The organism is Streptomyces sp. NBC_00289 (assembly GCF_041435115.1).
In the GTDB taxonomy this organism is placed as follows: Bacteria; Actinomycetota; Actinomycetes; order Streptomycetales; family Streptomycetaceae; genus Streptomyces.
Map to the genome: position 1 here is coordinate 7,504,913 of NZ_CP108046.1, position 23,472 is coordinate 7,528,384.

Here is a 23,472-nt window from a genome sequence, read left to right on the forward strand (position 1 = left end):
GGTCCTCGACGGGCGGACGCGGTCTTCGACGGGCGGACCCGGTTCTCGATGTGCAGACACGGTTTCCGGCCAGTGCGGCCGGGACCGTCGGTCGCGCGTGGTGGTCGACCGGTCCTCGCACCACGCGGCGGACTGGTCCCGAGCAGGGGGACGACCGGTCCCCGACTGCCTGGATGCTCCCGCGGCGCTCGCCCCCCGGCCCCTCCACGGGTCGGCTAGGAGTCGTCCGCGGGTGGGTGCCCGGAGTTCGCCAGGGTTCACTACGGCCTGCACGGCGTCCGTCCATCGGTGGGGCTGCCCCGGGGCCCGACCCGCGTCAGCCCGGGGCCCGTCCAGGGGCGTGCCCCGGGCCGTCCGCGGGTCGGCCCTGCCCGCCTGCGGGCCGGCCCGGGTCCCCCTCGGAGGGGCGCAGGCGTTCCGGGACGCTTCCACATGCTTTGCCCGCACCGACGTACCCCCTTCGAGTGCCGATCGTTGGACTTTCCGGGCGCGATGCCGCATCCACGTACAAGCTGGAAGCTCCCTCTGCCCGCGCCCCGGAGGACCTCATGAGCACGCCGCCCCTCGCCTCCGGCCCCGAAGGTGCCCTCGCCCTGCGGCCGTTGCTCGACACCGTCCTCGGCGCGCTGAGCGACGGCGCGCGGGCGCGCGGGGGACCGCTGCCCGCGGGGGGAGCGGAAGCGGTCGCCGCACGAGTCCGGAACGCGGTGGGAGACGTCCTGCCCGACGACGGCGATCCGGACGCCCTCTACGACCTGGTCCGCGCGCTCGCCGAGGGCGCCGCCGATCCGGCGGACCCGCTGTGCGCCGCCCACCTGCACTGCCCGCCCCTCGCCGTCGCCACCGCCGCCGACCTAGCTGCCTCCGTGCTGAACCCGTCCCTCGACTCCTGGGACCAGGCCCCGGCCGCCTCCGCCCTGGAAGCGCTGGTGACCCGCGCCCTCGCCCGGGAGACGGGCGCGGCGGACGCCGTCGTCACCACCGGCGGCACCGAGTCCAACCAACTCGCCCTGCTGCTGGCCCGCGAGACGCACGGAGCCGGCGTCCGCCTCGTCCACGGCGCGGGCGCCCACCACTCGCTGCCCCGCGCCGCCTGGATGCTCGGGCTGCCCGACCCCGTCGTCGTCCCCGCCCCCGCCGGCACCCTCGACCCCGCCGCCCTCGACGAAGCCCTCACCACGCTTCCGGGCCCCCTGCTGGTCGCCGCCACCGCGGGCACCACCGACGCCGGCCTCATCGACCCGCTGCCCGAGATCGCCGCCCGGTGCGCGGCCCACGGCGCCCGGCTGCACGTCGACGCCGCCTACGGCGGAGGCCTCCTCTTCAGCGAACGGCACCGCGGCAGGCTCGCCGGCCTCGAAGCCGCCGACACCGTCACCCTCGACCTGCACAAACTCGGCTGGCAGCCGATCGCCGCCGGCCTCCTCACCGTCCGCGACGCCCGTGACCTCGCCGCACTGGGGCAGCGCGCCGACTACCTCAACGCCGACGACGACACCGAGGCCGGCCTGCCCGACCTGCTCGGCCGCTCCCTGCGCACCACCCGCCGCGCCGACATCCTCAAGATCGCCGTCACGCTGCGCACCCTCGGCCGCGGCGGCCTCGGCCGGCTCGTCGACCAGGTCTGCGACCACGCCCACGAGTTCGCCACCCTCGTCCAGGACCACCCCCGCTTCGAACTCCACGCGCCGCCCACCATCAGCACGGTCCTCTTCCGGCCGGTCGACGCCTCCGACGACGCCGTCGCCGCCGTACGCCGCACCCTGCTCACCGGCGGCCGCGCCGTCCTCGGCCGGGCCCGAATCGACGGGCGGCTCTGGCTCAAGGCCACCCTCCTCAACCCCCACACCCGGCCCGACGACCTGGCCGCCCTCCTGAACCTGGTGGAAGGACACACCCCCCGATGAGCCACCCCCCGGCCCCCAACCCCCCACGCCACCAGCCCGACGCGCCCCGCGACCTGGTCGGCATCGGCATCGGACCGTTCAACCTCTCCCTCGCCGCCCTCGCCCACCCCCTCACCGGACTCGACACCGTCTTCTACGAACAGCGCCCCGCCTTCGACTGGCACCCCGGCCTCCTCATCGACGGTGCCACCATCCAAGTCCCCTTCCTCGCCGACCTGGTGACCCTCGTCGACCCCGCCAGCCCCTGGTCGTTCCTCAGCCACCTCAAGGCCCGCGACCGCCTGTTCCCCTTCTACTTCGGCGAGCGCTTCCACATCCGGCGCGCCGAGTACGACGCCTACTGCCGCTGGGTGTCCGAGCAACTGCCCGGACTGCACTTCTCTCACCAGGTGGACGCCGTCCGCTGGAATCCCGAACGCGACGTCTTCGAGGTCGACTTCACGCAGCTCGACTCCGACGGGGAGGCCGAGGCCCTCGGCCGCACGTACACCAGGAACGTCGTCCTCGGCATCGGCACCGAACCCCATGTGCCCGAGCCCCTCAAGCCCCTGGTCGAGGCGCCCGCCGTGCCGGTCGTCCACGCCTCGGACTACCTCGCCCACCGTGACACGTTCCTCGCCGCCGAACACGTCACCGTCATCGGCTCGGGACAGTCCGGCGCCGAGGTCTTCCTCGACCTGCTGCGTTCCCGCCCCGCCGGCCGCGAGAGGCTCCACTGGCTCAGCCGCACCGAGGCGTTCGCGCCCATGGAGTACTCCAAGCTCGGACTCGAGCACTTCACCCCCGACTACACGCGCTACTTCCACGCCCTCGCCGAACCCGTCCGCGACCGCCTCGTCGCCTCGCAGTGGCAGCTCCACAAGGGCATCGACGCCGACACCCTCGCCGCCATCCACGACGAGCTCTACCACCGCACCCTGAACGGCGGCTGGCCCGACGCGGTCCTGAACCCCGGCGTCCGCGTCCGCACCGCCGGCCGTATCGCCACCACCAGGGTCGAGCTGCATCTCGAACACGTCCAGCAGAACACCCGCTCCCGCCTCACCACCGACGCCGTCGTCCTCGCCACCGGCTACCGCGAACGCCCCCTGGACCGCATCCTCGCCGGACTCGACCCCTACGTGCGCCGCGACAGCCGCGAACGTCCGCGCGTCGACGAGCAGTTCCGCCTCCTCCTCGACCCGTCCGTCTCGGCCACCGGCTGCCATGTCTACGTCCAGAACGCCGAACGGCACACCCACGGCATCGGCACCCCCGACCTCGGTCTCGCCGCCTGGCGCAGCGCCACCATCCTCAACTCCCTGACAGGCAGGGAGACCTACCCACTGCCCACGCGCACCGCCTTCACCGCCTTCGGGCTGCAACAGCAGCCCCACATCCCGTCCGCCCGGCGCGCGACACCAGCCCTCACGCCCCTGGCCGAGGGCCGCTGAGAGAAGCCGCGGGACCCTTCCCGCGGCACCTCTTCCCTTTCAGGCGTCACACACCTGTGCGCTATTCCGTGCCATCACTCCGGTAACAGCCACGGCGAACGCCAGAACGATCCTGAAAAGAAAAAACGAGGAAGGGGCGCAAAAAAGGCCGCCAGAATATGCCATACCCCTCCCTCGTACCCGCAGCGCCCTGATACCGTCCCGGCATGTCGCTGCAACGGGGGCGTCTGAGCTGGGCGATATTTCTTTTCGGGGGAATTTTCCTCGTGATCTATTTCCCCGCGGACGATCTTTTCTTTCGCCTGGTAATCGATCTGCTGGTCATGGTGGCCACGGGAATACTGTTCCTGGCGATACGTATGTGGACCCACCAGTCACCAGCACTTCCGGCGCCGTTATCGGTGCCCGTGTCGTCCTACGGGGGCGCGGGCATCTACGGAGGCACCGGAACCCACGGGGGCGCGGACACCCACAGGTCCGCCGGGGCACACGCGGGTGCGCCCGCCATCGCGGACAGCGGGCGGCCGGAACACGGGAACACGTGGCCCGCCTCGCCCCGGCACGACGCCCTGCTCGTGGCCGACGGCCCACACCGGCCCCCGCCCACAGCACCCACCGCCGCCGGCGCCCGCACCTCGGCAACCGCCCCGGCCCCGGTCGCGGCCGATGAGTCCGTACCGCGCTTCGGGGCGGGCTCCAAGGCCCAGCGTTTCCCCTGGCTGCTGCCGGTCAGGCCGGCCGCCTCCGGCGTCGCAGCCGACGAGGCACACCTCGGCGACCTCGCCGTACGAGCCGCCTCGCTCGTCGGCCCGGGACACCGCTGCCAGGAACCGGCCACCGCCCGCCAGGACGCCTACCGCCTGGCCCGCGACGCGACGGGCGACCACCTGCTGCTGGCCGTCGCCGACGGCGTCTCCAGCAGCGCCCACGCCGAACTCGGCGCCGCCGTCGCGGCCGGCACCGCCGTCAACCACCTCAGACGCCGCCTCGACGAGCCCGACGGCGCGGCACGACTCTCGGCGACGGAACTCTTCGAGGAAACCGCCACGGCGATGCGCCGGGAGGCCACGCGACGCGGACTGGACCCCTCCGACGTGTGCGCGGTCCTGTTCACCGCGGTGATCCCCGCCCGCCCGGCGCCGACCGGCGAGCGCACCATGTGGGCCGCCTGGCTCGGCGACGCCTCCCTCTGGCGGCTCGAGGACGAACGCTGGCGCTACGCCGCCGGCGACCGCAAGGGGGCGACCGCCGGCTACGACTCCAACGCCGTGACCCACACCCTCCCCGCCGACCCGCACGCGGCCCGCGAGACCAGGCTCGCCCTGCGCGCCGGTGACGTGATCTCGCTGGTGTCCGACGGGGTCGGCGACGGTCTCGCCACCATCGAGGAACTCAACGCCTACCTGGCCGGCCGCTGGCAGCGGCCGCTGCCCATCGCCGCGTACCTCAACGACGTCGGCTTCGACGCCGAACGGTTCCTGGACGACCGTACGTCGGTGACCGTCTGGATCGCCCCCGACAACCGGCCCCGGCCGCCCGGCGGACCGGCTGGTGAGTGGACCGGACCGGCCGGCGGATCGCCCGAACCGGCCGGCGAGTGGACCGGACCGGCCGGCGGATCGCCCGGACCGGTCGGCGAGTGGAGCGGCGGTCTGAACGGGTGGCCGACATGACCGCGGACCCGTCCGCGTGGGCCCTGCCGCCGGTGACTCCGCTGGCCGCACTGGGCACGCTCGGCGAACAGATCGCCACGAACAACGGCCAGAGCTCCGAGGTGACCCGCCTCAGCGGCCACGGCACCGGCCCCGACCTGCTGTTCAAGCGCTACAAGAAGCCTCTGGACGACACGGACGCGCTCCGCCTGGACCGGCTCGTCGCCTTCGGCCGCTCGGACGCCGCCGGGGGACGCCCGGCCCGTGAGGTGCTGCTCAGCCGTACCTCGTGGCCCGTCGCCCGGATCACCGACGCCACCTCCGCCACCGTCGGCTGCCTCATCCCCATGGCGCCGGAAGGCTTCCGCTCACCCGGCGGCGGGTTCCGCGAGATCGACACGCTGGCCCGCCCCGACCGGCGGATGGCCCGCGACGGCACTCCGCCCCCGACGCCCGCACAACGGACAGCCGCCTGCCGCTGCCTGGTCGGCATCGCCGCCGCACTCGAACAGCGCAGGCTCGTGTACTCCGACTGGAACTACGCCAACGCCTTCTGGAACCCGTCCGACTACTCCGTCTACCTCATCGACATGGACGGATGCGCGCAGAACACGGGCGCCGACATATACCAGCCCGGCTGGGAGGACCCGCGCGCCCGGCCGGGCATGCCCGCCGACCCGTCCACCGACCGCTACCGGGTCGCCCTGCTGACCGCGCGCTGCCTGACGGGCACCCGCAACCTCGCGGAAGTACTGCACACCCTCGACGACCCGCCCCCCGGCGTCCCGCCCGACGTGGCGCGACTGCTGCTCGACATGCTCTGGGCCGCCGACCGCGAGACCAGGCCGCGCACCGCCGCCCTGCTCGCCGCCCTGAACGACGGCCCCGTCGTCCGCTTCGCCGTCACCCGTGCCGCGCTTCCCGCCCGGCCCGCGGCCGCGCGCAGCGAGACGACGCAGCCCCTGCAGTCGGCCCTGACCCGGCCCGCCGGCCTCGCCAAGCCCACCGTGCCGCCTCCGCCCATGGTGCCGCCCGTGCCGCCGCTGGACCCCCGGACCAAGGCCTGGGCGCTCGTGGCGCTGCTCGTGGCCGTCGCGCTGCTCGTCCTCCTCGTGGCGGTCAAGGCCTGACAGCGGGACGGACGTACAGGGCAGCCGAGGACGCTCCGCGGGCCGGGCTCCGGGACGGCGGGCCCGGGCCCGCCGTCCCGGAGCCCGGCCCGCGGCTCAGGGTTCCGGAGTTCCGGAGTCCGGATTCCGAAGTTCCGGAGCAAAAAGCCACACCGCTTCGAACACCGAAAGAGGAACACCGTGAACATGTACGACGACGCGGTACCCGGCCAGGACGCCAACGTCTACCACCTGCGGCAGAAATGCCTGCCGACCTACCTCGTGATCGACGCGTCGAGTTCGATGCAACCGCACCAGAACACCCTCAACCAGACCCTCACCCAACTGCACGCCACCATTTCCGAAAGCCCTCGGGTATCGGAATTCGCTCACATGTCTTTGATCGCTTTCTCGACGGACGCACACCTGATCATCGAGATGACCGATCTCGATCGGATTCAGGCGATGCCGGAAGTCGTGTGCAACGGGCTCACCAACTACTCCGCCGCCTTCGACCTCGTACGCAGCCGTATCGAAACAGACGTCGACGACCTGCGCAGCATGGGCATGGCCGTACTGCGCCCCGTCATGTTCCTCCTCACCGACGGCGCCCCCACCGACAAGGGCTGGCACGACGCGTTCCGGCGACTCGTCAACCGCTCCTGGCCGCGCTACCCGCACGTCATCAGCTACGGCTTCGGCGCGGCCAACCCGGACGTCCTCGGCAAGGTCGCCACCAAGGCCGCCTTCCTCGCCGAGGCCGGAACCGACCAGGACCACGCCCTGCTCCAGGCACTCGGCAGCCTGCTCAACTCGCTCGTCGCCTCCTCACGCGCGGGCGAGATGCAGATCCCCCGCTCCGCCCCCGGCTTCACCGAACAGCCGGTCAGCGACGAGTACCTGACCGTCTCCGCCGAGTACATGGACTGACCGCCATGACCGCCCGCCACACCGCCGCCGCCCACAACCGGCTGCTGATCACCGCCACCGCCCTGGTCGCGGCAGCCGCCCTGTTACGCCTCGTCTCTCCCGACGCCGACGCCGACGCGGCACCCGGCCCGGACGACAAGCCGTCGCACAGCAGCGCCCCGGCAAAAGCCACCCGTACCGCGAAACCCGGCCACTCCGCGAAATCGACCCCGGACAAACCGACGGACGACCGGCCGAAGAGCCCCACCCACAAGGACTCCGCACACGACCCGGCACCCGGCGCGTCCCTCCCACGGCCCGTCACCACGACGGCCCACCCGCAACAACCCACCCACAACGTCCGGCTGCCGGACAACCCCGCGCCCCCCGACAACCCCGAAGACTGACCCGCCCCGACGCCACCTGACCCGATCAGACAGACCCAATCGACCGACCCGACCCAACCCGACCCGACCCACCGCACGCCCCGCGTGCCGAGCGAAGACAGACGACCATGACCCTTCCGACCCTGCACTGCCCCCGCTGCGGAACCGCCAACGACCGCAACTACACCACCTGCCACCACTGCGGCGCCGTACGCGTCTTCGACCCCCTCGCCACAGCCGCCCAGACCACGACCAAACCTCCGCCCACCGCACACGCCCGGCCCCCCACACCCCCCTACGCCCCACCACCCACCCTCACCGCGCACCCCACCCTCACCACACACCCCACCGTCCCCGCACCACCCGTCCCCTCCGGCGTCCCCCCGGCCGCCGCCCCCCGCTTCGCCCGCGACGTCACCCGGTACCTGTGCACCGCCGTCCACACCGACACCAAGTTCGCCCGCCACGTCGTCGAACAGATCCTGGAAGAACCCCGGCGAGCCGTCGCCTCCTCACCCGGCGTCGACCTCGGCTGCGTCCTGCGCCACGCACTGGCCGCCCGCCGCCGCCAGGTACGCCGCGACATCATCCTCGCCCTGCTGCTCCTCGTCGTACTGATCACCCTGCCGATCACCTTCGGCGCGACCCTCGTCCTCGGCTTCCTCGCGGCCTGGGTTATCGTCGCCGTCGAATCGCTCACCGTGCACTACGGCGTCGTCGCCGGACAGCTCAAACGTGAGAACTTCGCCCCCAGCCAGGCCCCCCAGCCCCTCAGCGTCGAAAACCGGCGGCGCATCGAGGCCATCGAGCGACGCGACCGAGGCAACGTCGTCGTGTTCTCCCTCTACGCACCCTTCATCGGATACGGACAGGCCACCGGCACCTGGTCGTTCGCCCTCGACACCGCCCGCCCCGAAGAAGGCAAACAGGTCATCCCCTTCACCGTCCACGAACTCAACGACCACCTCGCCACCCGCGTCGGCGACCTGAAACTCCCCGGCGTCCACGTCGAGAACCTCCTGCTCGTCAACGGCGCCGACCTCCTCTACGGCGTCGACGACCGCACCCGCGACGAACTCCTGACCGACACCGCCGGACCCCCCAGCGAAAAGGTCTCACCCCACCTCATGCACGACCTGCGCGAGGACGGCAAAGGCCGCGCCCGCCCCTACCTGGCCATCCGCGTCACCGGCTGGAGCGGAGAACTCGCCACCACACTCTTCCTGCGCTGCGCACTGCTGTCCGACCGCAAAATGCTCTTCATCGAAGGCAGCAGCTCCCTCCTCGCCCCCGTCCGCGAGCCCTACCGCATCGCCGACCAACTCCTCGACTCGCCCACCCTCCGCCAATGGTGGGCCCTCGTCCGCAACGCGGGACGCCGCGCACCGGGCCTGCTCATCGGCTCCCCCTTCTCCGTGATCGCCGGCCTCTTCTCACCCCTCATCGAACACCGCAAACAACGCCGCCAGGCACGGGAGATCCGACACCGCACCTTCAACTACGGCGCCTCCTTCAGCATCAGAGACGCGGCGAGCGACCAGCTCTACTACCGCTACTTCCAGCAACTCGACCGCGAGCTGTACGCCAAAACGGTCGAACACCGCGTACTCGACGCGCTGGTGGAGTTCATGGAGGACCACAACATCGACCCCAGCGAACTCATCCAACGCCAGACCACCATCAACAACACCGGCCTGTACGCCGCCGGAAACATGACCCTCAACGGCTCCGCCGTCGGCGTCGGCGGCAGCATGGCCGGAGTCTTCCGCCGCGGCCAGACAGCAGGCACCCCCGCCCGCGGCCCCGCGGGACCGTCCGCCGGCGCCTCAGCCGGAACACCCGCCACCAGAGGAAGGTGACACCATGTCAGCAGGCATGGGCAGAAACAGCGGCATCCACGCGGGCGGCGACCTCCGCATCGACCGCAGCGCCGTCGCCCTCGACCACTCCACCGCCACCACCGGCCACCCCACCGACACCGACCGAGAAACCGCCATCACCGAACTGCGCACCGCCACACGGCTGTTGCTCGAACAACTCCGCACAGACCAAAGCCGCTACGAAGACGGCGCGGAACTCGTCGACGCCGCCGAACACCTCGAAGCCGAACTCGTCCGCGACACACCACGCCGCAACATCCTGCTGCGCTGGCTCGGCTTCATCGCCCCCGGGGTACAGGCCACGGCCGCCATCGCGGCCGACGTCGCAGCCATCCAGAACAACGTCACCACCCTGCTGTGACAACCGAGGGCCGGCGGCACACCGCCGCCGGCCCTCCCACCCCGCACCCCTAGAAGACCGGCACACCATCCCGCGTGAGCTTCCAGTCCACCGACGCGAAGTCCGCCGGATCCAGCACACCCTTCGCCGTCGCCCACTCCGAAATCCGCGTACGGATCTCCGTCGACTCCGACCACAGCTCCTGCGCCGACGCCACATGCGGGAACGCGCCGCCACCATTGGCCCGGTAGTTGTTCACCGCCAGCACGAACTGCTGCGCATCGTCCAACGGCGCCCCGTTGAACGTCAGGTTCCTGATCCGCGAACCCGCCGCCTGCGCGATGTCGATCTCGTACGCCAGACCCGACACGTAGTCGTAGTTGTAGTCCGGACGCCCCGCCGCGTTCGTCAGCTTCTCCGTGTCGACCACCGCGCCCGCCGCCGTCTGCACGAAGTACTGCGCCGAGTACTCCAGGTACGCCCGCACCTGCGCACCCGTCATCAACTTCGCCACCAGCGTGTTGTCGTAGACATACAGGCTGGACAGGTCCCGGATCGTCACCGCGCCGGCCGGGATCTCCGACGTCCGCGAGAACGGCGACGCCTGCGCGATGACGGGCAGCGAGGCGTACGACGTACCGGCCAGAGCCGCCTTGACGACGTCCTCCTGCACCTTCGTGATCAGATCGATGATCGGCGCGTCCTTGTACCGCGCCTCGACCGTCGTCAGCGTCTCCGTCGCCGAACCCACCACCTGGTTGACGTACGCCACGACCTTCGCGTGCTCGTCACCCAGCAGCTTCGTGATCTTCGGGTCGTCCGCGACCGTGTTGGAGTTCAGCACCTTCGAAGCGACGGACTCGACCGCCCACCGCCCCTTCTCGAACACCAGCTCCACATCGAACACCGACAGCCGCTCCGCATACGCCAACGGCTCCGACAACACGACCGTCCTCCCGGTCTTCGCGTTGACGACCTTCAGCTCCGGAATCTCCACATGCGCGTGACCCACCAGCACCGCGTCGATGTCCGGCACCTGCTGCGCCACCAACGCCGCCGAGTTCTCCACATACGGCAACTGGTCACCGTACGACGACGTACCCGACGAACCCGAGTGCGCCGACACGATCACCACGTCCGCACCCAGCGACTTCAGCTTCGGCACCCACTTCGCCGCCTGCTCCTCCAGCCCCGGGAACGCCAGCTTGCCCTGCACATACGCCTTGTCCCAGATCGCGATACCCGGGTTCGTCAGACCCAGCACCGCCACCTTCACCGGCGGAGCACCCTTCACACAGAACGTCTTGATCACATACGGCTGGAACGCCGGCCTCAGCGTCTTCGCGTCCACCGCGTTCGCCCCGAGCAGCGGGAACCGCAACTGCGACTCGAACTTCCGCAGCGTCTCGATGCCGTAGTTGAACTCGTGGTTGCCCAGCGCCGCCGCGTCGTACCCGATCGCGTTCATCGCCTGCGCCATCGGATGCACCGGACCGCCCTTGGCGGTGATCGGGTCCACCTTCGCGTAGTAGTACGTCAGCGGAGTGCCCTGGATCGTGTCGCCGGCGTCCAGCAGCAGCGTGTTCTCGCGCCCCTTCTCCTCGCGGATCCGGTTCACCAGGGTCGAGATGCGCGACAGCCCCTGCGCGTTGCCCGCGGCGTCCTTGTACTCCGCGTCCTTGAAGTAGTCCCAGTTGAAGACATGACCGTGCAGATCGGTCGTGCCCATCACCGTCAGCGAGTACCGCTTCGCGGGCTTCTTCGCCGCCTCCGCGGCCTCGGCGGCCGGCGCCGCCGCGGCACTGGCCAGCGCGACCCCCGCCCCGGTCGCGGCGGACTTCTTCAGGAACTTCCGGCGGTTCAACGGCATGTCTGCTTCTCCTGGGGAAAGGTCAACGACGCGCGTAGATTCTGACCCGCACAGGACAGACGGCAACAGGTCCACGAGGTTGCGATCTGATGACCTAACCCGCCATCAGCAGGGCTCCAACCAGGTAAGACGTGACAGAGTGGGACGTATGGCCACGCCTTCCACGGAAGACCCCCAGCCCGCCGTCCCCTACGGCACCCCCGACGCACCCCGCATCGCCGTCCGCGGCGAAGCACACCTCGAAGTCGACCCCGAAATCGCCCGCATCGGCATCACCGTCGCCTCCCGAGGCAAAGACCGCCGCACCGCACTCGACGACCTCACCCGCCGCAACACCACCGCCCTCGACCTCATCAAGACCTACGGCAACGCGGTCGAACGCCTCGAAACCGGCGCCTTCTCCATCACCCCCGAACTCAAAGAACGCGGCCGCGGCGAACGCGTCCACGCCCACCACGGCCACGTCCACATCACCGCCGAACTCACCGACTTCACCGCACTCGGCGAACTCACCACCCGCCTCGCCGACCTCGAACTCACCCGCGTCGACGGACCCTGGTGGGCCCTGCGCCCCGACTCACCCGCCCACCGCACAGCCCGCCAACAAGCCGTCCGCGAAGCCGTCCAACGCGCCCGGGAATACGCCGACGCACTCGGGACCACACTCGCGGCCCTCGTCGAACTCGCCGACATCGGCGCCGAAGCCCCCCAGCCCTACCCCGCAGCCCCCGCCGGCCGCATGCGCTCCATGGCCCGCGCCGCAGCCACCGAGGACATCGCGGCGGCCCTCGACCTCGAACCCCAACGCCAACACGTCCACGCCCAGGTCAACGCCCGCTTCACCATGGCACCACCACAACTGTGACGGCTGAGAGCCCACGACTGACGGCTGACCGCCAACGGTGAAAGGATTCGGCTATCGAATAAGAAGTCGAATTCTCGTCCGCCCCACCCACCGCGAAAACGGAATGCTCATCCGAGCACCCCGGCGCGCAATGCAACACTTGTCAACAATGCTTCACCCAAAGGTTGTTGAGTAGTCATTCCCCACCAATTCACTACCCGCCGGTAAGTCTTAGGCTCGAACCATGCGCCGAGCAAAGATCGTCTGTACCCTGGGCCCCGCCACCGACTCGTACGACCAGATCAAAGCACTGGTCGACGCCGGAATGGACGTCGCCCGCCTCAACCTCAGCCACGGCACCCACGCCGAACACGAGGAGCGCTACCAACACGTACGCAAGGCCTCCGACGAAACCGGCCGCAGCGTCGGAATCCTCGCCGACCTTCAAGGCCCGAAGATCCGCCTCGGCCACTTCACCGAAGGCCCCGTACTCCTCGAACGCGGCGACACCTTCACCATCACCGTCGAAGAAGGCATCGAAGGCGACCGCCAACAATGCGGAACGACGTACGCCGGCCTCGCAGCCGACGTCACCACCGGCGAACGCATCCTCGTCGACGACGGCAAGGTCTGCCTCGAAGTCACCGAGATCGACGGACCACGAGTCCACACACGCGTCATCGAAGGCGGCGTGATCTCCGACCACAAAGGCCTCAACCTCCCCGGCGTCGCCGTCTCCGTCCCCGCCCTCTCCAAAAAGGACGAAGAAGACCTGCGCTGGGCACTCCGCACCGGCTGCGACGTCATCGCCCTCTCCTTCGTCCGCAACGGCAGAGACATCCTGGACGTCCACCGGATCATGGACGACGAAGGCCACCGACTGCCCGTCATCGCCAAGGTCGAGAAACCCCAGGCCGTCCAGAACATCGACGACATCGTCGCCGCCTTCGACGGCATCATGGTCGCCCGAGGCGACCTCGGCGTCGAAATGCCACTGGAGCAGGTCCCCCTCGTCCAGAAGCGCGCGATCAAACTGGCGAAACGCAACGCCAAACCCGTCATCGTCGCCACCCAGATGCTCGACTCGATGATCGAGAACTCCCGCCCCACCAGGGCAGAGGCCAGCGACGTCGCCAACGCGGTCATCGACGGCACCGACGCGGTCATGCTCTCCGGCGAGACGAGCGTGGGCAAATACGCCGTCCAGACCGTCCTCACCATGGCGAAGATCGTGGAAGCCGCGGAGGAGGACATCCTCGCCAAAGGCCTCCCCGACCTGACGGAAAGCAACAAACCCCGCACCCAGGGCGGCGCCATCGCCCGCGCCGCAGCCGAACTGGGCGACTTCCTCGGCGCCAGATTCCTCGTCGCCTTCACCCAGTCCGGCGACACCGTCCGCCGCCTCTCCCGCTACCGCTCCCCGATCCCCCTCCTCGCCTTCACCCCCGTCCAGGCCACCCGCTCCCAGCTCAGCCTCACCTGGGGAGTGGAGACCTTCCTCGGCCCGCACGTGGACTCCACGGACGCGATGGTCGACCAGGTGGACGAGCTGCTGCTGAAGTACGGCCGCTGCGAGCGGGGCGACATCGTCGTCATCACGGCCGGCTCACCCCCCGGAGTCTCGGGCTCGACGAACCTGGTCCGCGTCCACCACGTGGGCGAGGACGACAGCCCCAAGTAATCAGTACTTGGGGCCTACGTGGGCGTCGAGCAGGGCGACGGAGGCTTTGCGGGCGATTGAGACGTTGAACGGGTCGCTGCCGCGAGCGAGAGTGGTCCACTCGACGCCGACCTTGTCGAGAGTGTCCGTGAAGAGCTTCCGGATGTCGTCTGACTTGTTGGCGAAGAAGTACCGAGGGTATTCGTAGCGCTTGCGCTCCCCGGCGACGAGGCGAGTCGTCCAGTTGATGATGCGGCAGCCGTCAGAGTGGATGAGACCGCGGATGAATTCCCAGGGGTGAGCGTCGACGATCTCCTGCTGCCAGGATTCCAGGATGATCGGGCGCTCGTGCTTCTTGCCAGGACCGTGCTGGGGAAACATGCAGAGCAGGTGCTTCGAGTAGACCTTCACGTTGCTGCAGCCGGTTCTGCGGACGCGGCACACGGAATTGTCCGGAAAAACCGTACGCATGGCTTTTTCGCAGTCGTCCATGAGGCCGGTCCATGACTCGGTGCACGTGATCATGAGGTTGGGTACGCGGTGCTCGGAGTAGTGGCTGACGTGGCCATCGCCCAGATAGAGGCCAAAGAGGTAGCTGTAGGCCGACTCGTCGAGCTTTCGGCCATCGCATCGGGGGCATTTGGCCTCGTGCCTACCCGGGCACTCGTTCCGCCTCGCCCGGTCCAGATGCTTCCAATAGCCGATCGTTCCGAGAGGGACGTTGAGGCTTCGGGCCACGTCCGCGTTCTTGGCGCCGTCCCGGAGAAGAGCGAGTGCCCTTTGTCGTACTTGAGTGCCATGGAAGTTCATGCGACCACTCTGCGTCACTGTATGTAACCGAGTGCAGTGAAAAGCGGAGGTTCACGAGAACGTGCCCCTCCGCTTCAAAAAATGTGCCGGGTATGGGATTCGAACCCACACGTCCTTTCGGACAGAGGTGTTTGAGACCTCCGCGTCAACCAGTTGCGCCAACCCGGCTGGCCAACCCGAGAGGAGTGTACCGGGTGACCATGTCGAGGTGCAGCTAGGTAGGCTCTTGTCAGCAGTACCCGCCCCTGAACGAGGAGCCCCCGTGACCGCCCCCGAGTCGCCCCAGCCCGTAGACGCGCCCGACGACGACAAGTCGCACGTGCCTCCGCTGACGACCCGTGTCGTCATCGCCGAGGACGAGGCCCTGATCCGGCTCGACCTCAAAGAGATGCTGGAGGAGGAGGGCTACAGCGTCGTCGGCGAGGCCGGTGACGGTGAAGCGGCCGTCGAGCTGGCCCGTGAGCACAAGCCCGACCTGGTGATCCTCGACGTGAAGATGCCGAAGCTGGACGGCATCTCGGCGGCCGAGAAGATCGCCGAGGAGCGTATCGCCCCGGTGCTGATGCTGACCGCCTTCTCGCAGCGCGACCTGGTCGAGCGGGCGAGGGACGCCGGTGCGATGGCGTATCTGGTGAAGCCGTTCAGCAAGAGTGATGTCGTGCCGGCGATCGAGATGGCCGTCTCGCGGTTCACGGAGCTGCGGGAGCTGGAGAACGAGGTCGCGGACCTCACCCTGCGGCTGGAGACGCGCAAGCTGGTGGACCGGGCGAAGTCGATTCTGCAGACGGAGTACGGGCTGACGGAGCCGGCCGCGTTCCGGTGGATCCAGAAGACGTCGATGGATCGTCGTATGTCGATGCAGCAGGTCGCCGAGGCGGTCATCCAGGACGCCGACGAGAAGAAGGCGTCCAAGGGCTGATCGCAGCCCCGCCTACGTGACGAACGAGGCCCGCGCCCCTGGGATCAGGGGCGCGGGCCTCGTCGTGTGCCGTGGTGGGGTCAGTCCTCGCCGAGGTACGCCTTGCGTACGGATTCGTCGTGGAGGAGGTCCTGTCCGCTGCCGGACAGGACGATGTTGCCGACCTCCATGACGTGGCCGTGGTTGGCGAGGGAGAGGGCTGCCTGGGCGTTCTGTTCGACGAGCAGGATGGTGGTGCCCTGGGCCTTGAGTTCGGAGATGGTCGCCATGATCTTCTGCATCATGATCGGGGAGAGGCCCATGGAGGGCTCGTCGAGCATGAGGAGTTTGGGCTGGGACATGAGTGCGCGGCCCATGGCGAGCATCTGCTGTTCTCCGCCGGAGAGGGTGCCGGCGGCCTGCTTGCGGCGTTCTCCCAGGATGGGGAAGAGGTCGTAGGCGCGCTGGATGTCCTTCTCGATGCCTGCTCTGTCGTTGCGGAGGAAGGCGCCGAGGCGGAGGTTGTCCTCGATGGTCATGCGGGGGAAGATGTGCCGCCCCTCGGGGGAGTGGGCGAGTCCGAGGGAGACGATCTGGTGGGCGGGGGTCTTCTTGAGGGACTTGCCGTTGAACTTGATCTGGCCGCCGACGGGCTTGAGGAGGCCGGAGAGGGTGCGCAGGGTGGTGGTTTTGCCGGCGCCGTTGGTGCCGATGAGGGTGACGACTTCGCCGGCTTCGACCTTGAAGGAGATGCCCTTGACGGCTTCGATCTTGCCGTAGGCGACGCGGAGGTCCTCGACCTCGAGGAGTGCGGTCATCGGTCGTTCTCCTTGCCGGGCGCGGCGTCCGTCGTGGTGTCGGCGTTGGCCTCGGCGGCTTCGACTTCGCGGATTTCCTCGTGGCCGGGGGCGTCTTCGAAGGGTTCGCCGAGGTAGGCGGCGATGACGCGTTCGTCGCCCTGGACGGTGGCGCTGTCGCCTTCGATGAGTTTTTCGCCTTGGACGAGGACGGCGACGCGGTCGCAGAGGTTGAAGATGAACCGCATGTCGTGCTCGATGACGAGGACGGCGATGCCCTTGTCGCGGATGGCGAAGACGAGTTCCTCGGTGGCGCGGGTTTCCTGCGGGTTCATGCCGGCGGTGGGTTCGTCGAGCAGGAGGAGGCCGGGGTCGCTGGCGAGGGCGCGGGCGATTTCCAGCTTGCGTTGTTCGCCGTAGGGGAGGTTGCGGGAGAGGTGTTCGGCTTTGCTCGCGAGGCCGACGAACTCGAGGAGTTCCATGGCGCGTTCGCGGGAGGCGCTTTCTGCCCGGTGGAAGCTGGGGAGGCGGAGGATGGCCGACCAGAAGCCTTCTTTGGTGCGGGTGTGGCGGCCGACGAGGACGTTTTCCAGGACCGTCATGTTGGCGAACAGGCGGATGTTCTGGAAGGTGCGGGCGATGCCTGCGGCGGTGACCTTGAAGGATTTGGGCGGCAGGACGTTGCCCTTGAAGCGGACCTCTCCCTCGGTGGGGATGTAGAGGCCAGTGAGGCAGTTGAAGAAGGTGGTCTTGCCGGCGCCGTTGGGGCCGATGAGGCCGACGATCTCGCCGCTGTTGACGGTGAGGTTGACGTTGCGTACGGCGGTGAGGCCGCCGAAGCGCATGGTGACGCCGCGTGCGTCGAGGACGGTTTCGCCGGGGGCGTTTGCGCCCGGGGTGGCGTCCTTGGTGGTGGTGTCGGTGGTCATCGGTGTCAGGCCCCCGTCTTGCTCAGGACTGTGGGTGCTTCGGCGTCTTCGTGGAATTCGAGTTGGCGGCGCCGGTTGGGGATGAGGCCTTCTGGGCGGAAGCGCATCAGGAGGATCAGGGCGAGGCCGAAGGCGAAGAGTTGGTAGTCGCCGAGGAACTGGAGCTTGTTGGGGATGAGGAAGAGCAGGGAGGCGCCGATGAGGGGTCCGCTGATGGTGCCCATGCCGCCGAGGACGACGGCGGCGAGCAGGAAGGCGGAGTTGGGCGGGATGGGGCCGGCGAACACGTACTGCTCGGGGGTCACGGTGTAGGTGACGTGGGCTTGTACGGTGCCGGCGAGGCCGGCGAGGGAGGCGCCGACGGCGAAGGCGATGAGTTTGACGCGGAAGCCGTTGATGCCCATGGCGAGGGCGGCGGTCTCGTCCTCGCGGATGGCGACCCAGGCGCGGCCGATGCGGGAGTCGCCGCTGCGTCGGAACACGGTCACGACGATGGCGGTGATGATCAGCATCAGGAAGAAGTAGTTGGCGAATCGGCCGATGGAGAAGCCGGCGATGTCGTGGACGGCTCCGAAGTCGAATCCGAGGATGTCGAGGTTCGGGATGGAGGAGATGCCGTTGGAGCCGTTGGTGATGTCGGGGCCGGAGGTGCCGTCGAGGTTGTTGGCGGTGATGCGGAAGATTTCTCCGAAGCCGAGGGTGACGATGGCGAGGTAGTCGCCGCGCAGTCGCAGGGTGGGGGCGCCGATGAGGACGCCGAAGACGAGTGAGGCGGCGGTGCCGACCAGGGCGGCGGCCCAGAACGGGAAGTGGACGCCGAAGGGGGAGCTGGGGGAGCCGGAGACGAGTGAGGCGGCGTAGGCGCCGACGCCGAGGAAGGCGACGTAGCCGAGGTCGAGGAGGCCGGCGAGGCCGACGACGATGTTCAGGCCGAGGGCGACGGTGGCGAAGATGAGGATGTAGACGCCCACGGTCGCGTACTGGTCGTCGGTCTGGGTGAAGGGGAACATCGCGGCGGCGATGAAGGCGCCGCAGGTGGTGATGTTCTGGTGGCGGGCGGTGATCTGGCTGGCCTGGGCGACGAGGCCGGACTTGTTGAGGGCGGCGAAGCCGAGGCCGGCGGTGATGAGGAAGCCGACGAACAGTTCGTCGTACTCGGTGCCGATGCCGTAGGTGAAGACGGTGAGGCCGAGGGCGAGGACCGCGACGATGATCAGGATCTCGGCGTAGGAGGGGAGCTTGCCGACGGGCCGGGCGGGGCCGGCGGCGAAGGCGGCCTTGATGGTCTCCCACTGGTGGGCGGCCTTGTGCTTGCGGTGCTCCCACGAGGTGTCGTCGGGGTCGATCGGGTCGGCGGCGGGGTGCTCGAAGGGCAGGGCGAGGGAGCCGAGGAGGGCGGTGAGGCTGCCCAGGGCGACGAGGTAGCCGCCGAGTTCGAGGTTGACGACGCCGCCGAGGTCGTTGCTGATCGCGATGACCGTGTACCAGCTGGTGGCGAAGGTAGCGAGGGCGGCGAACTTGATGGCGCCGTCGGCGCCGGCGGGGATGAGCCAGCCGAGGCCCTTGATGCCGTAGGAGGCGAGGGCGAAGAGAGTGGTGAGGGCGCCGCCGATGAGGGCGAGGACCTGGAGGCCGCCGGGGTAGCCGTAGACGGTGAGGTCGCCGGGGAAGGCGGACGTCCAGGTCCAGGCGAGGAAGGCGGAGATGATGGTGAGGATGCCGCCGCCGGTGACGAGGGCGCGGCCGATGTGCGCCGGGATGCCGATGAGGCCGGCCGGTGTGGAAGCGGTGTTGTCGAGCGGCGCTTCGGGTGCGGTGGTCTGTGTCGTCATCGGTGTCACGCCCTGTCGGCGACGCGCTCGCCCAGCAGACCTTGGGGCCGCAGCAGGAGCACGAGGATGAGGAGTACGAAGGCCCAGACGTCGGCCCAGGCGTTGCTGCCGAACTGGCCCATGCCGGGGATGTCGGCGATGTAGGCGGTGGCCAGGGTTTCGGCGATGCCGAGGACGACGCCGCCGATCATGGCTCCGTAGATGTTGCCGATGCCGCCGAGGACGGCGGCGGTGAAGGCCTTGAGGCCGAGCAGGAAGCCCATCGTGAAGGAGATCTGGCCGTACTTGAGGCCGTAGGCGACGCCTCCGATGGCGGCGAAGGTGGCGCCGAGGGCGAAGGCGATCACGATGATGCGGTCGGTGTTGACGCCCATGAGCTTGGCGGTGTCGGGGTCCTGGGCGGTGGCCTGCATGCCGCGTCCGGTGCGGGTCTTCATGACGAAGTAGCCGAGGATGGCCATGCTGATGGGGGCGGCGATGAGGAGGAAGACGTCGCCGGTCTGGATGGTGACGTTGCCGAACTCGAAGGGGCCGCCGTCGATCTGCGGGAAGACGCGGGCGGACTTGGCCTCGGGGTACCAGGCCCAGACGGCCTGCTGGAGGGCGAGGGAGAGGCCGATGGCGGTGATGAGCGGGGCGAGGCGGGGTGCGTTGCGGAGGGGACGGTAGGCGAAACGTTCCGCTCCCACGGCGACGGTCACGGAGACCATCACGGCTCCGACGAGCATCAGTGGCAGGGCTATCGCCATGGATGTGCCGTCGGGCAGTACGTACGCGTAGACCGTGAGAGCGCCGAACGCTCCGGTCATGAAGATCTCGCCGTGGGCGAAGTTGATGAGCTGGACAATGCCATAGACCATTGTGTAGCCGATGGCGACAAGGCCGTACATGGATCCCAGTAGCAGGCCGTTGACCAGCTGCTGCGGCAGTTCGTTCACCGCATGTCCTCCGAGACGGTTCGGATGTTCGACGGGGGGCCGGATGCGAGTCCGCGCGGGGCGCTTGTGGAACAGCGCCCCGCGCGGCTCAGCTGTGGTGCGGGTGTGGGTGTCAGCCGGTGTAGGTACCGGACTTGACGGCCTTCCAGGCACCGTTCTCGATGGCGTAGACGGTGAGCTGCTTGTTGGTGGCGTCGCCGTACTCGTCGAAGGAGACCTTGCCGGTCACGCCGTCGAAGGAGACGTTCTGGACGGCGGCGGTGATCTTCGCGCGGGCGTCGTCGGGGAGCTTGCCGTCGTTGTCGTCGACGACCTTCTTGACGGCCTCGATGATCGACCAGGCGGAGTCGTAGGAGTAGCCGCCGTAGGCGCCGTACTCCTCCTTGTAGCCGCCGGCCTTGTAGTTGGCGACGAACTCCTTGGCGGAGGCGAGGGTTTCGACGGGGGCGCCGACGGAGGTGGCGAGGTCGCCGGTGGCGGAGGAGCCGGCCAGCTTGATGTAGTCCTCGGCGTAGATGCCGTCGCCGCCGACGACGGGGATCTTGGCGCCGGCGGCCTTGATCTGCTTGCTGAGGGGGCCGGCCTGCGGGTATTCGCCGCCGTAGTAGACGACGTCGGCGCCGGAGTTCTTCACCTGGGTGGCGACGGCGGAGAAGTCCTTGCTGTCCGGGTTGATGTGCTGGGTGCCGGCGATCTTGCCGCCGAGCTTCTTGAACTCCGCGGTGAAGGTGCCGGCGAGGCCGGCGCCGTAGGTCTTCTTGTCGTCGATGACGAAGACCTTCTTCTTCTTGGCGTCGTTGAAGACGTACTGGGCGGCGAACGGGCCCTGGATGGCGTCCGTGGTCGCGGTACGGAAGTACGACGAGTAGGTGCGCTTCTTCGCGGTCGCCCAGTCGGTGCCCTGGGTGAGCGCCGGGTTGGTGTTGGCCGGGGAGACCTCGACCAGCTTGGCGTCGTCGAAGACCTTCTGCATCGACTCGGCGACGGAGGAGTTCAGCGGACCGACCACGCCGAGGACGCTCTTGTCGGCGACCAGGGCGGTGGCGTTCTGCTGGCCCGCGGAGGGCTGCGCCTGGTCGTCCTTGGCGACGATCTTGAAGGTGACGCCGTCGACGTACTTCTGCTTGTTGGCCGTCTTGGCGGCGAGGTCGACGGAGTTCTTGATACCGAGGCCCAGCGCGGACAGGTCGCCGGTCAGCGGGGCGTCGACGCCGATGGTGACGGTGGTGCCGTCGCCGGAGTCGGAGCCCTTGTCGTCGCTGTCACGCGAGCCGCAGGCGGTGAGGGTGAGTGCTCCCGCAGACAGCGCGGCGGTAATGGCGATGAGCGAACGTTGACGCACGTTCCAGTCCTTTCCCTGGGCGGCCCTCCCCCCTGGAAGAGGCCGAGTCGAGCGCTGAACCGAAGGGGTATTCCAGCTGCGCGGTGACTGGGCGTGACTCTAAGCGGGTGAAGCTGACGGGGAGGAGGGTCTGACCCATGCTGTGACGCTCTTGTTATGACACGAGGTAATGCAGAGCGGTACTCGGTGGGTGGAACGGCGGAATTCAGGCCGATTCGCCCTGTCCGCATGGTGAGAACGTGCAGGACGAACGCGCGTGCGTTCAGGCGACTCAGCTGTTTTGGTGATTACCTAAATCGTTGCTGCAGGCGACTTGTACGGCTTCGGAAAGGTCATGCGCATAGCGCGTGCCCAGGATGTAACTCTGCACTTGTATTGCACGCGTATTACGTAGAGTTACGTCAAGGAAAGGCAGTCCGGCGCCCTTCGGGGCCTTGCGACAGTCCATCACGTGCATGGTGACGACGATCTTCCGGCCGGCGCCCGCCTTCGTCCGGAACGGTGCCCGGGGGGCCGAGGTCAGGGAGATACCGGCGTAGGGCTGCGACACACGGGTCACGGTGACCGGCGGACCGGACTCCACGCTCAGCAGAACCGCGAAGCTGAAGCTCCCCGGCCGCACCCCTTTCGGCGTGGCCACGTCGTCGAGGTAGGTGACGTCGACCACTTGGGCGGGATACGGGGCCTCGGGCGGCGGCGGCTTCTGCGGCCGGGACCCGTAGAGGTAGCCGCCGCCGGCGAGAAGTGCGGCGGCCGTCGCCGCGGCGAGCGCGGCGCGGCGGTGCCCGGCGTACCAGTTGGCGAGACGGCCGCGTGAACGGCGGGCGGGGGGAGGGGAGTCGGGTGCGGTCGTGTCCCACGCGTGCGTGCCCTCGCCCGACTCGACGGGACCGACGCCGCTCACTGCCACGGCCCGTCGCTCGGACCGCCGGCGCGGTACCGCTCCTCGCAGTCCTCGCGCGCCCTGCGGTCGATCAACCGGTCCGCCGCTTCGGCGCCCTGACGCTTCTTCACGGCGCGGGCGGCGTCCACGACGCTGCGCAGGATCGCGTACTGACCGTTCGACAGGCCCATCGACTGGTAGTCCCCGTAGGTGTTCTCGGTCAGCGCCTCGCGCGACCAGTGGGCGACGATCCGGGTGCACAGGTCCGCGGGCGGCGTGGCCGCCGCGGACGCGGATGCCGGGCCGGCGCTGTCGGCGGTCGTGACGGTCGCGGGCTCGGTGGTGGCTGTGGAGCCGGACTCTCCGCATGCGGAGAGCAGCGCGCCCGTCATCAGCGCCGAGGACAGGGCGAACCCGAGCGCGGCCCCCGGTCGGCGGGCTCCTCCCGTTTCCATGCCCTGACGCTATGGCCTGTCCGGCGGATCGGGCCAGTGGCCGGGGTGGGGTGGTGCGCCGCCGGCCCGGTGCGGGAGCGTCGTCAGCCGGCCGCGCGCACCCGCTGCGCGTCGCCGGAGTTCACGTCCCGCAGCATGCAGGTGAGCCGCGCGGTGCACACCCGACGCCCCTCGTCGTCGCTGATCACGATCTCGTACGTCGCCGTCGACCGCCCCCGGTGCACGGGCGTGGCCACTCCGGTGACCAGGCCGGAGCGGGCCCCGCGGTGGTGGGTGCAGTTCAGGTCGACGCCGACGGCGAGCTTGGAGCTGCCGCCGTGCAGCATCGAGCCGACCGAGCCGAGGGTCTCGGCCAGCACCGCGGAGGCGCCGCCGTGCAGCAGTCCGTACGGCTGGGTGTTGCCCTCGACCGGCATCGTGCCGACGACGCGGTCGGCGGAGGCCTCCAGGATCTGCACGCCCATGCGCGTCCCGAGGTGCCCCGCGGAGAACAGGGCCGGCAGGTCGACGCCGAGCGCGGCGTACTCGTCGACGACCTCTTGCGGGAACTTCACGTGATGCTGCTCGCCCATGGACCGGGCTCCGTTTCCTCGTGACC

At 69.2% G+C, this 23,472-nt stretch carries 21 protein-coding genes and 1 tRNA gene; 11 read left to right on the forward strand and 11 right to left on the reverse strand.

Going from position 1 to position 23,472, the window contains the following annotated elements; genetic code table 11:
- The first annotated feature begins 548 nt into the window (after positions 1 to 548).
- From OG985_RS33910 to OG985_RS33945, 8 genes are all read left to right on the forward strand, one after another.
- Positions 549 to 1,907 carry an aspartate aminotransferase family protein gene (locus OG985_RS33910; protein ID WP_371672169.1) on the forward strand — a complete coding sequence of 453 codons (1,359 nt, stop codon included), beginning with the start codon at positions 549 to 551 and terminating at the stop codon, positions 1,905 to 1,907.
- Positions 1,904 to 3,340: a lysine N(6)-hydroxylase/L-ornithine N(5)-oxygenase family protein gene (locus OG985_RS33915; protein ID WP_371672170.1), complete on the forward strand. Its 1,437-nt coding sequence runs from the start codon at positions 1,904 to 1,906 to the stop codon at positions 3,338 to 3,340. Before OG985_RS33910 ends, OG985_RS33915 begins: the two co-directional genes overlap by 4 nt.
- A 407-nt stretch (positions 3,341 to 3,747) precedes the next feature.
- Positions 3,748 to 5,013: a protein phosphatase 2C domain-containing protein gene (locus tag OG985_RS33920; protein WP_371672171.1), complete on the forward strand. Its 1,266-nt coding sequence runs from the start codon at positions 3,748 to 3,750 to the stop codon at positions 5,011 to 5,013.
- Complete coding sequence (locus tag OG985_RS33925) at positions 5,010 to 6,122, forward strand: hypothetical protein (protein ID WP_371672172.1); 1,113 nt, start codon at positions 5,010 to 5,012, stop codon at positions 6,120 to 6,122. Before OG985_RS33920 ends, OG985_RS33925 begins: the two co-directional genes overlap by 4 nt.
- A gap of 186 nt (positions 6,123 to 6,308) precedes the next feature.
- Positions 6,309 to 7,031, forward strand: coding sequence for a VWA domain-containing protein (locus OG985_RS33930; protein WP_371674580.1), 723 nt, complete (start codon positions 6,309 to 6,311; stop codon positions 7,029 to 7,031).
- Positions 7,032 to 7,036: 5 nt separating this feature from the next.
- A complete protein-coding gene (locus tag OG985_RS33935) occupies positions 7,037 to 7,417 on the forward strand; it encodes a hypothetical protein (protein ID WP_371672173.1) in 381 nt (126 codons plus the stop codon).
- 107 nt (positions 7,418 to 7,524) lie between these two features.
- Entirely contained in the window at positions 7,525 to 9,255 is a 1,731-nt protein-coding gene (locus OG985_RS33940) for a hypothetical protein (protein ID WP_371672174.1), read from the forward strand.
- A gap of 4 nt (positions 9,256 to 9,259) precedes the next feature.
- Positions 9,260 to 9,637: a hypothetical protein gene (locus tag OG985_RS33945; protein WP_371672175.1), complete on the forward strand. Its 378-nt coding sequence runs from the start codon at positions 9,260 to 9,262 to the stop codon at positions 9,635 to 9,637.
- 49 nt (positions 9,638 to 9,686) lie between these two features.
- On the opposite strand, the gene OG985_RS33950 is transcribed toward OG985_RS33945, so the two are convergent.
- The gene (locus OG985_RS33950) at positions 9,687 to 11,486 is read right to left on the reverse strand and encodes a bifunctional UDP-sugar hydrolase/5'-nucleotidase (protein WP_371672176.1); all 1,800 of its coding nucleotides are present in this window, start codon (positions 11,484 to 11,486) and stop codon (positions 9,687 to 9,689) included.
- A 148-nt stretch (positions 11,487 to 11,634) separates the two neighbouring features.
- Here OG985_RS33950 and OG985_RS33955 point away from each other — a divergent pair, with 148 nt between their 5' ends.
- Complete coding sequence (locus tag OG985_RS33955) at positions 11,635 to 12,351, forward strand: SIMPL domain-containing protein (protein ID WP_371672177.1); 717 nt, start codon at positions 11,635 to 11,637, stop codon at positions 12,349 to 12,351.
- A 223-nt stretch (positions 12,352 to 12,574) separates the two neighbouring features.
- Positions 12,575 to 14,011 carry a pyruvate kinase gene (gene pyk / locus OG985_RS33960; protein WP_371672178.1) on the forward strand — a complete coding sequence of 479 codons (1,437 nt, stop codon included), beginning with the start codon at positions 12,575 to 12,577 and terminating at the stop codon, positions 14,009 to 14,011.
- Here the strand turns inward: pyk and OG985_RS33965 are convergent, their stop codons facing one another.
- Both OG985_RS33965 and OG985_RS33970 read right to left on the reverse strand, forming a co-directional pair.
- Positions 14,012 to 14,800 (reverse strand): helix-turn-helix domain-containing protein, encoded by a 789-nt coding sequence (locus tag OG985_RS33965; RefSeq protein ID WP_371672179.1) that lies wholly within the window; start codon positions 14,798 to 14,800, stop codon positions 14,012 to 14,014. It abuts the gene before it with no gap.
- An 84-nt stretch (positions 14,801 to 14,884) separates the two neighbouring features.
- Positions 14,885 to 14,968 (reverse strand) — tRNA-Leu (locus OG985_RS33970).
- 94 nt (positions 14,969 to 15,062) lie between these two features.
- On the opposite strand from OG985_RS33970, the gene OG985_RS33975 reads away from it, so the two are divergent.
- The gene (locus tag OG985_RS33975) at positions 15,063 to 15,719 is read left to right on the forward strand and encodes an ANTAR domain-containing response regulator (protein ID WP_371672180.1); all 657 of its coding nucleotides are present in this window, start codon (positions 15,063 to 15,065) and stop codon (positions 15,717 to 15,719) included.
- Between the two features lie 80 nt (positions 15,720 to 15,799).
- Here OG985_RS33975 and OG985_RS33980 read toward each other — a convergent pair whose 3' ends face one another.
- The 8 genes from OG985_RS33980 to OG985_RS34015 all read right to left on the reverse strand — a co-directional run bounded on the left by OG985_RS33980 (position 15,800) and on the right by OG985_RS34015 (position 23,446).
- Entirely contained in the window at positions 15,800 to 16,516 is a 717-nt protein-coding gene (locus tag OG985_RS33980; RefSeq protein WP_371672181.1) for an ABC transporter ATP-binding protein, read from the reverse strand.
- Positions 16,513 to 17,424, reverse strand: a complete 912-nt coding sequence (locus OG985_RS33985) for an ABC transporter ATP-binding protein (protein ID WP_371672182.1) — start codon at positions 17,422 to 17,424, stop codon at positions 16,513 to 16,515. The genes OG985_RS33980 and OG985_RS33985 overlap by 4 nt, the downstream gene beginning before the upstream one ends.
- Before the next feature lie 5 nt (positions 17,425 to 17,429).
- Positions 17,430 to 19,256 carry a branched-chain amino acid ABC transporter permease gene (locus tag OG985_RS33990; protein WP_371672183.1) on the reverse strand — a complete coding sequence of 609 codons (1,827 nt, stop codon included), beginning with the start codon at positions 19,254 to 19,256 and terminating at the stop codon, positions 17,430 to 17,432.
- Between the two features lie 5 nt (positions 19,257 to 19,261).
- Positions 19,262 to 20,194 (reverse strand): branched-chain amino acid ABC transporter permease, encoded by a 933-nt coding sequence (locus OG985_RS33995; RefSeq protein ID WP_371672184.1) that lies wholly within the window; start codon positions 20,192 to 20,194, stop codon positions 19,262 to 19,264.
- A gap of 112 nt (positions 20,195 to 20,306) precedes the next feature.
- Positions 20,307 to 21,536, reverse strand: coding sequence for a branched-chain amino acid ABC transporter substrate-binding protein (locus OG985_RS34000; RefSeq protein WP_371672185.1), 1,230 nt, complete (start codon positions 21,534 to 21,536; stop codon positions 20,307 to 20,309).
- A gap of 271 nt (positions 21,537 to 21,807) precedes the next feature.
- Positions 21,808 to 22,440: a Tat pathway signal sequence domain protein gene (locus tag OG985_RS34005; RefSeq protein WP_371674581.1), complete on the reverse strand. Its 633-nt coding sequence runs from the start codon at positions 22,438 to 22,440 to the stop codon at positions 21,808 to 21,810.
- Complete coding sequence (locus tag OG985_RS34010) at positions 22,437 to 22,874, reverse strand: hypothetical protein (protein WP_371672186.1); 438 nt, start codon at positions 22,872 to 22,874, stop codon at positions 22,437 to 22,439. Before OG985_RS34010 ends, OG985_RS34005 begins: the two co-directional genes overlap by 4 nt.
- Before the next feature lie 83 nt (positions 22,875 to 22,957).
- On the reverse strand, positions 22,958 to 23,446 hold the full coding sequence (locus OG985_RS34015) for a PaaI family thioesterase (protein ID WP_371672187.1): 489 nt from the start codon (positions 23,444 to 23,446) through the stop codon (positions 22,958 to 22,960).
- Between the last annotated feature and the right edge of the window lie 26 nt (positions 23,447 to 23,472).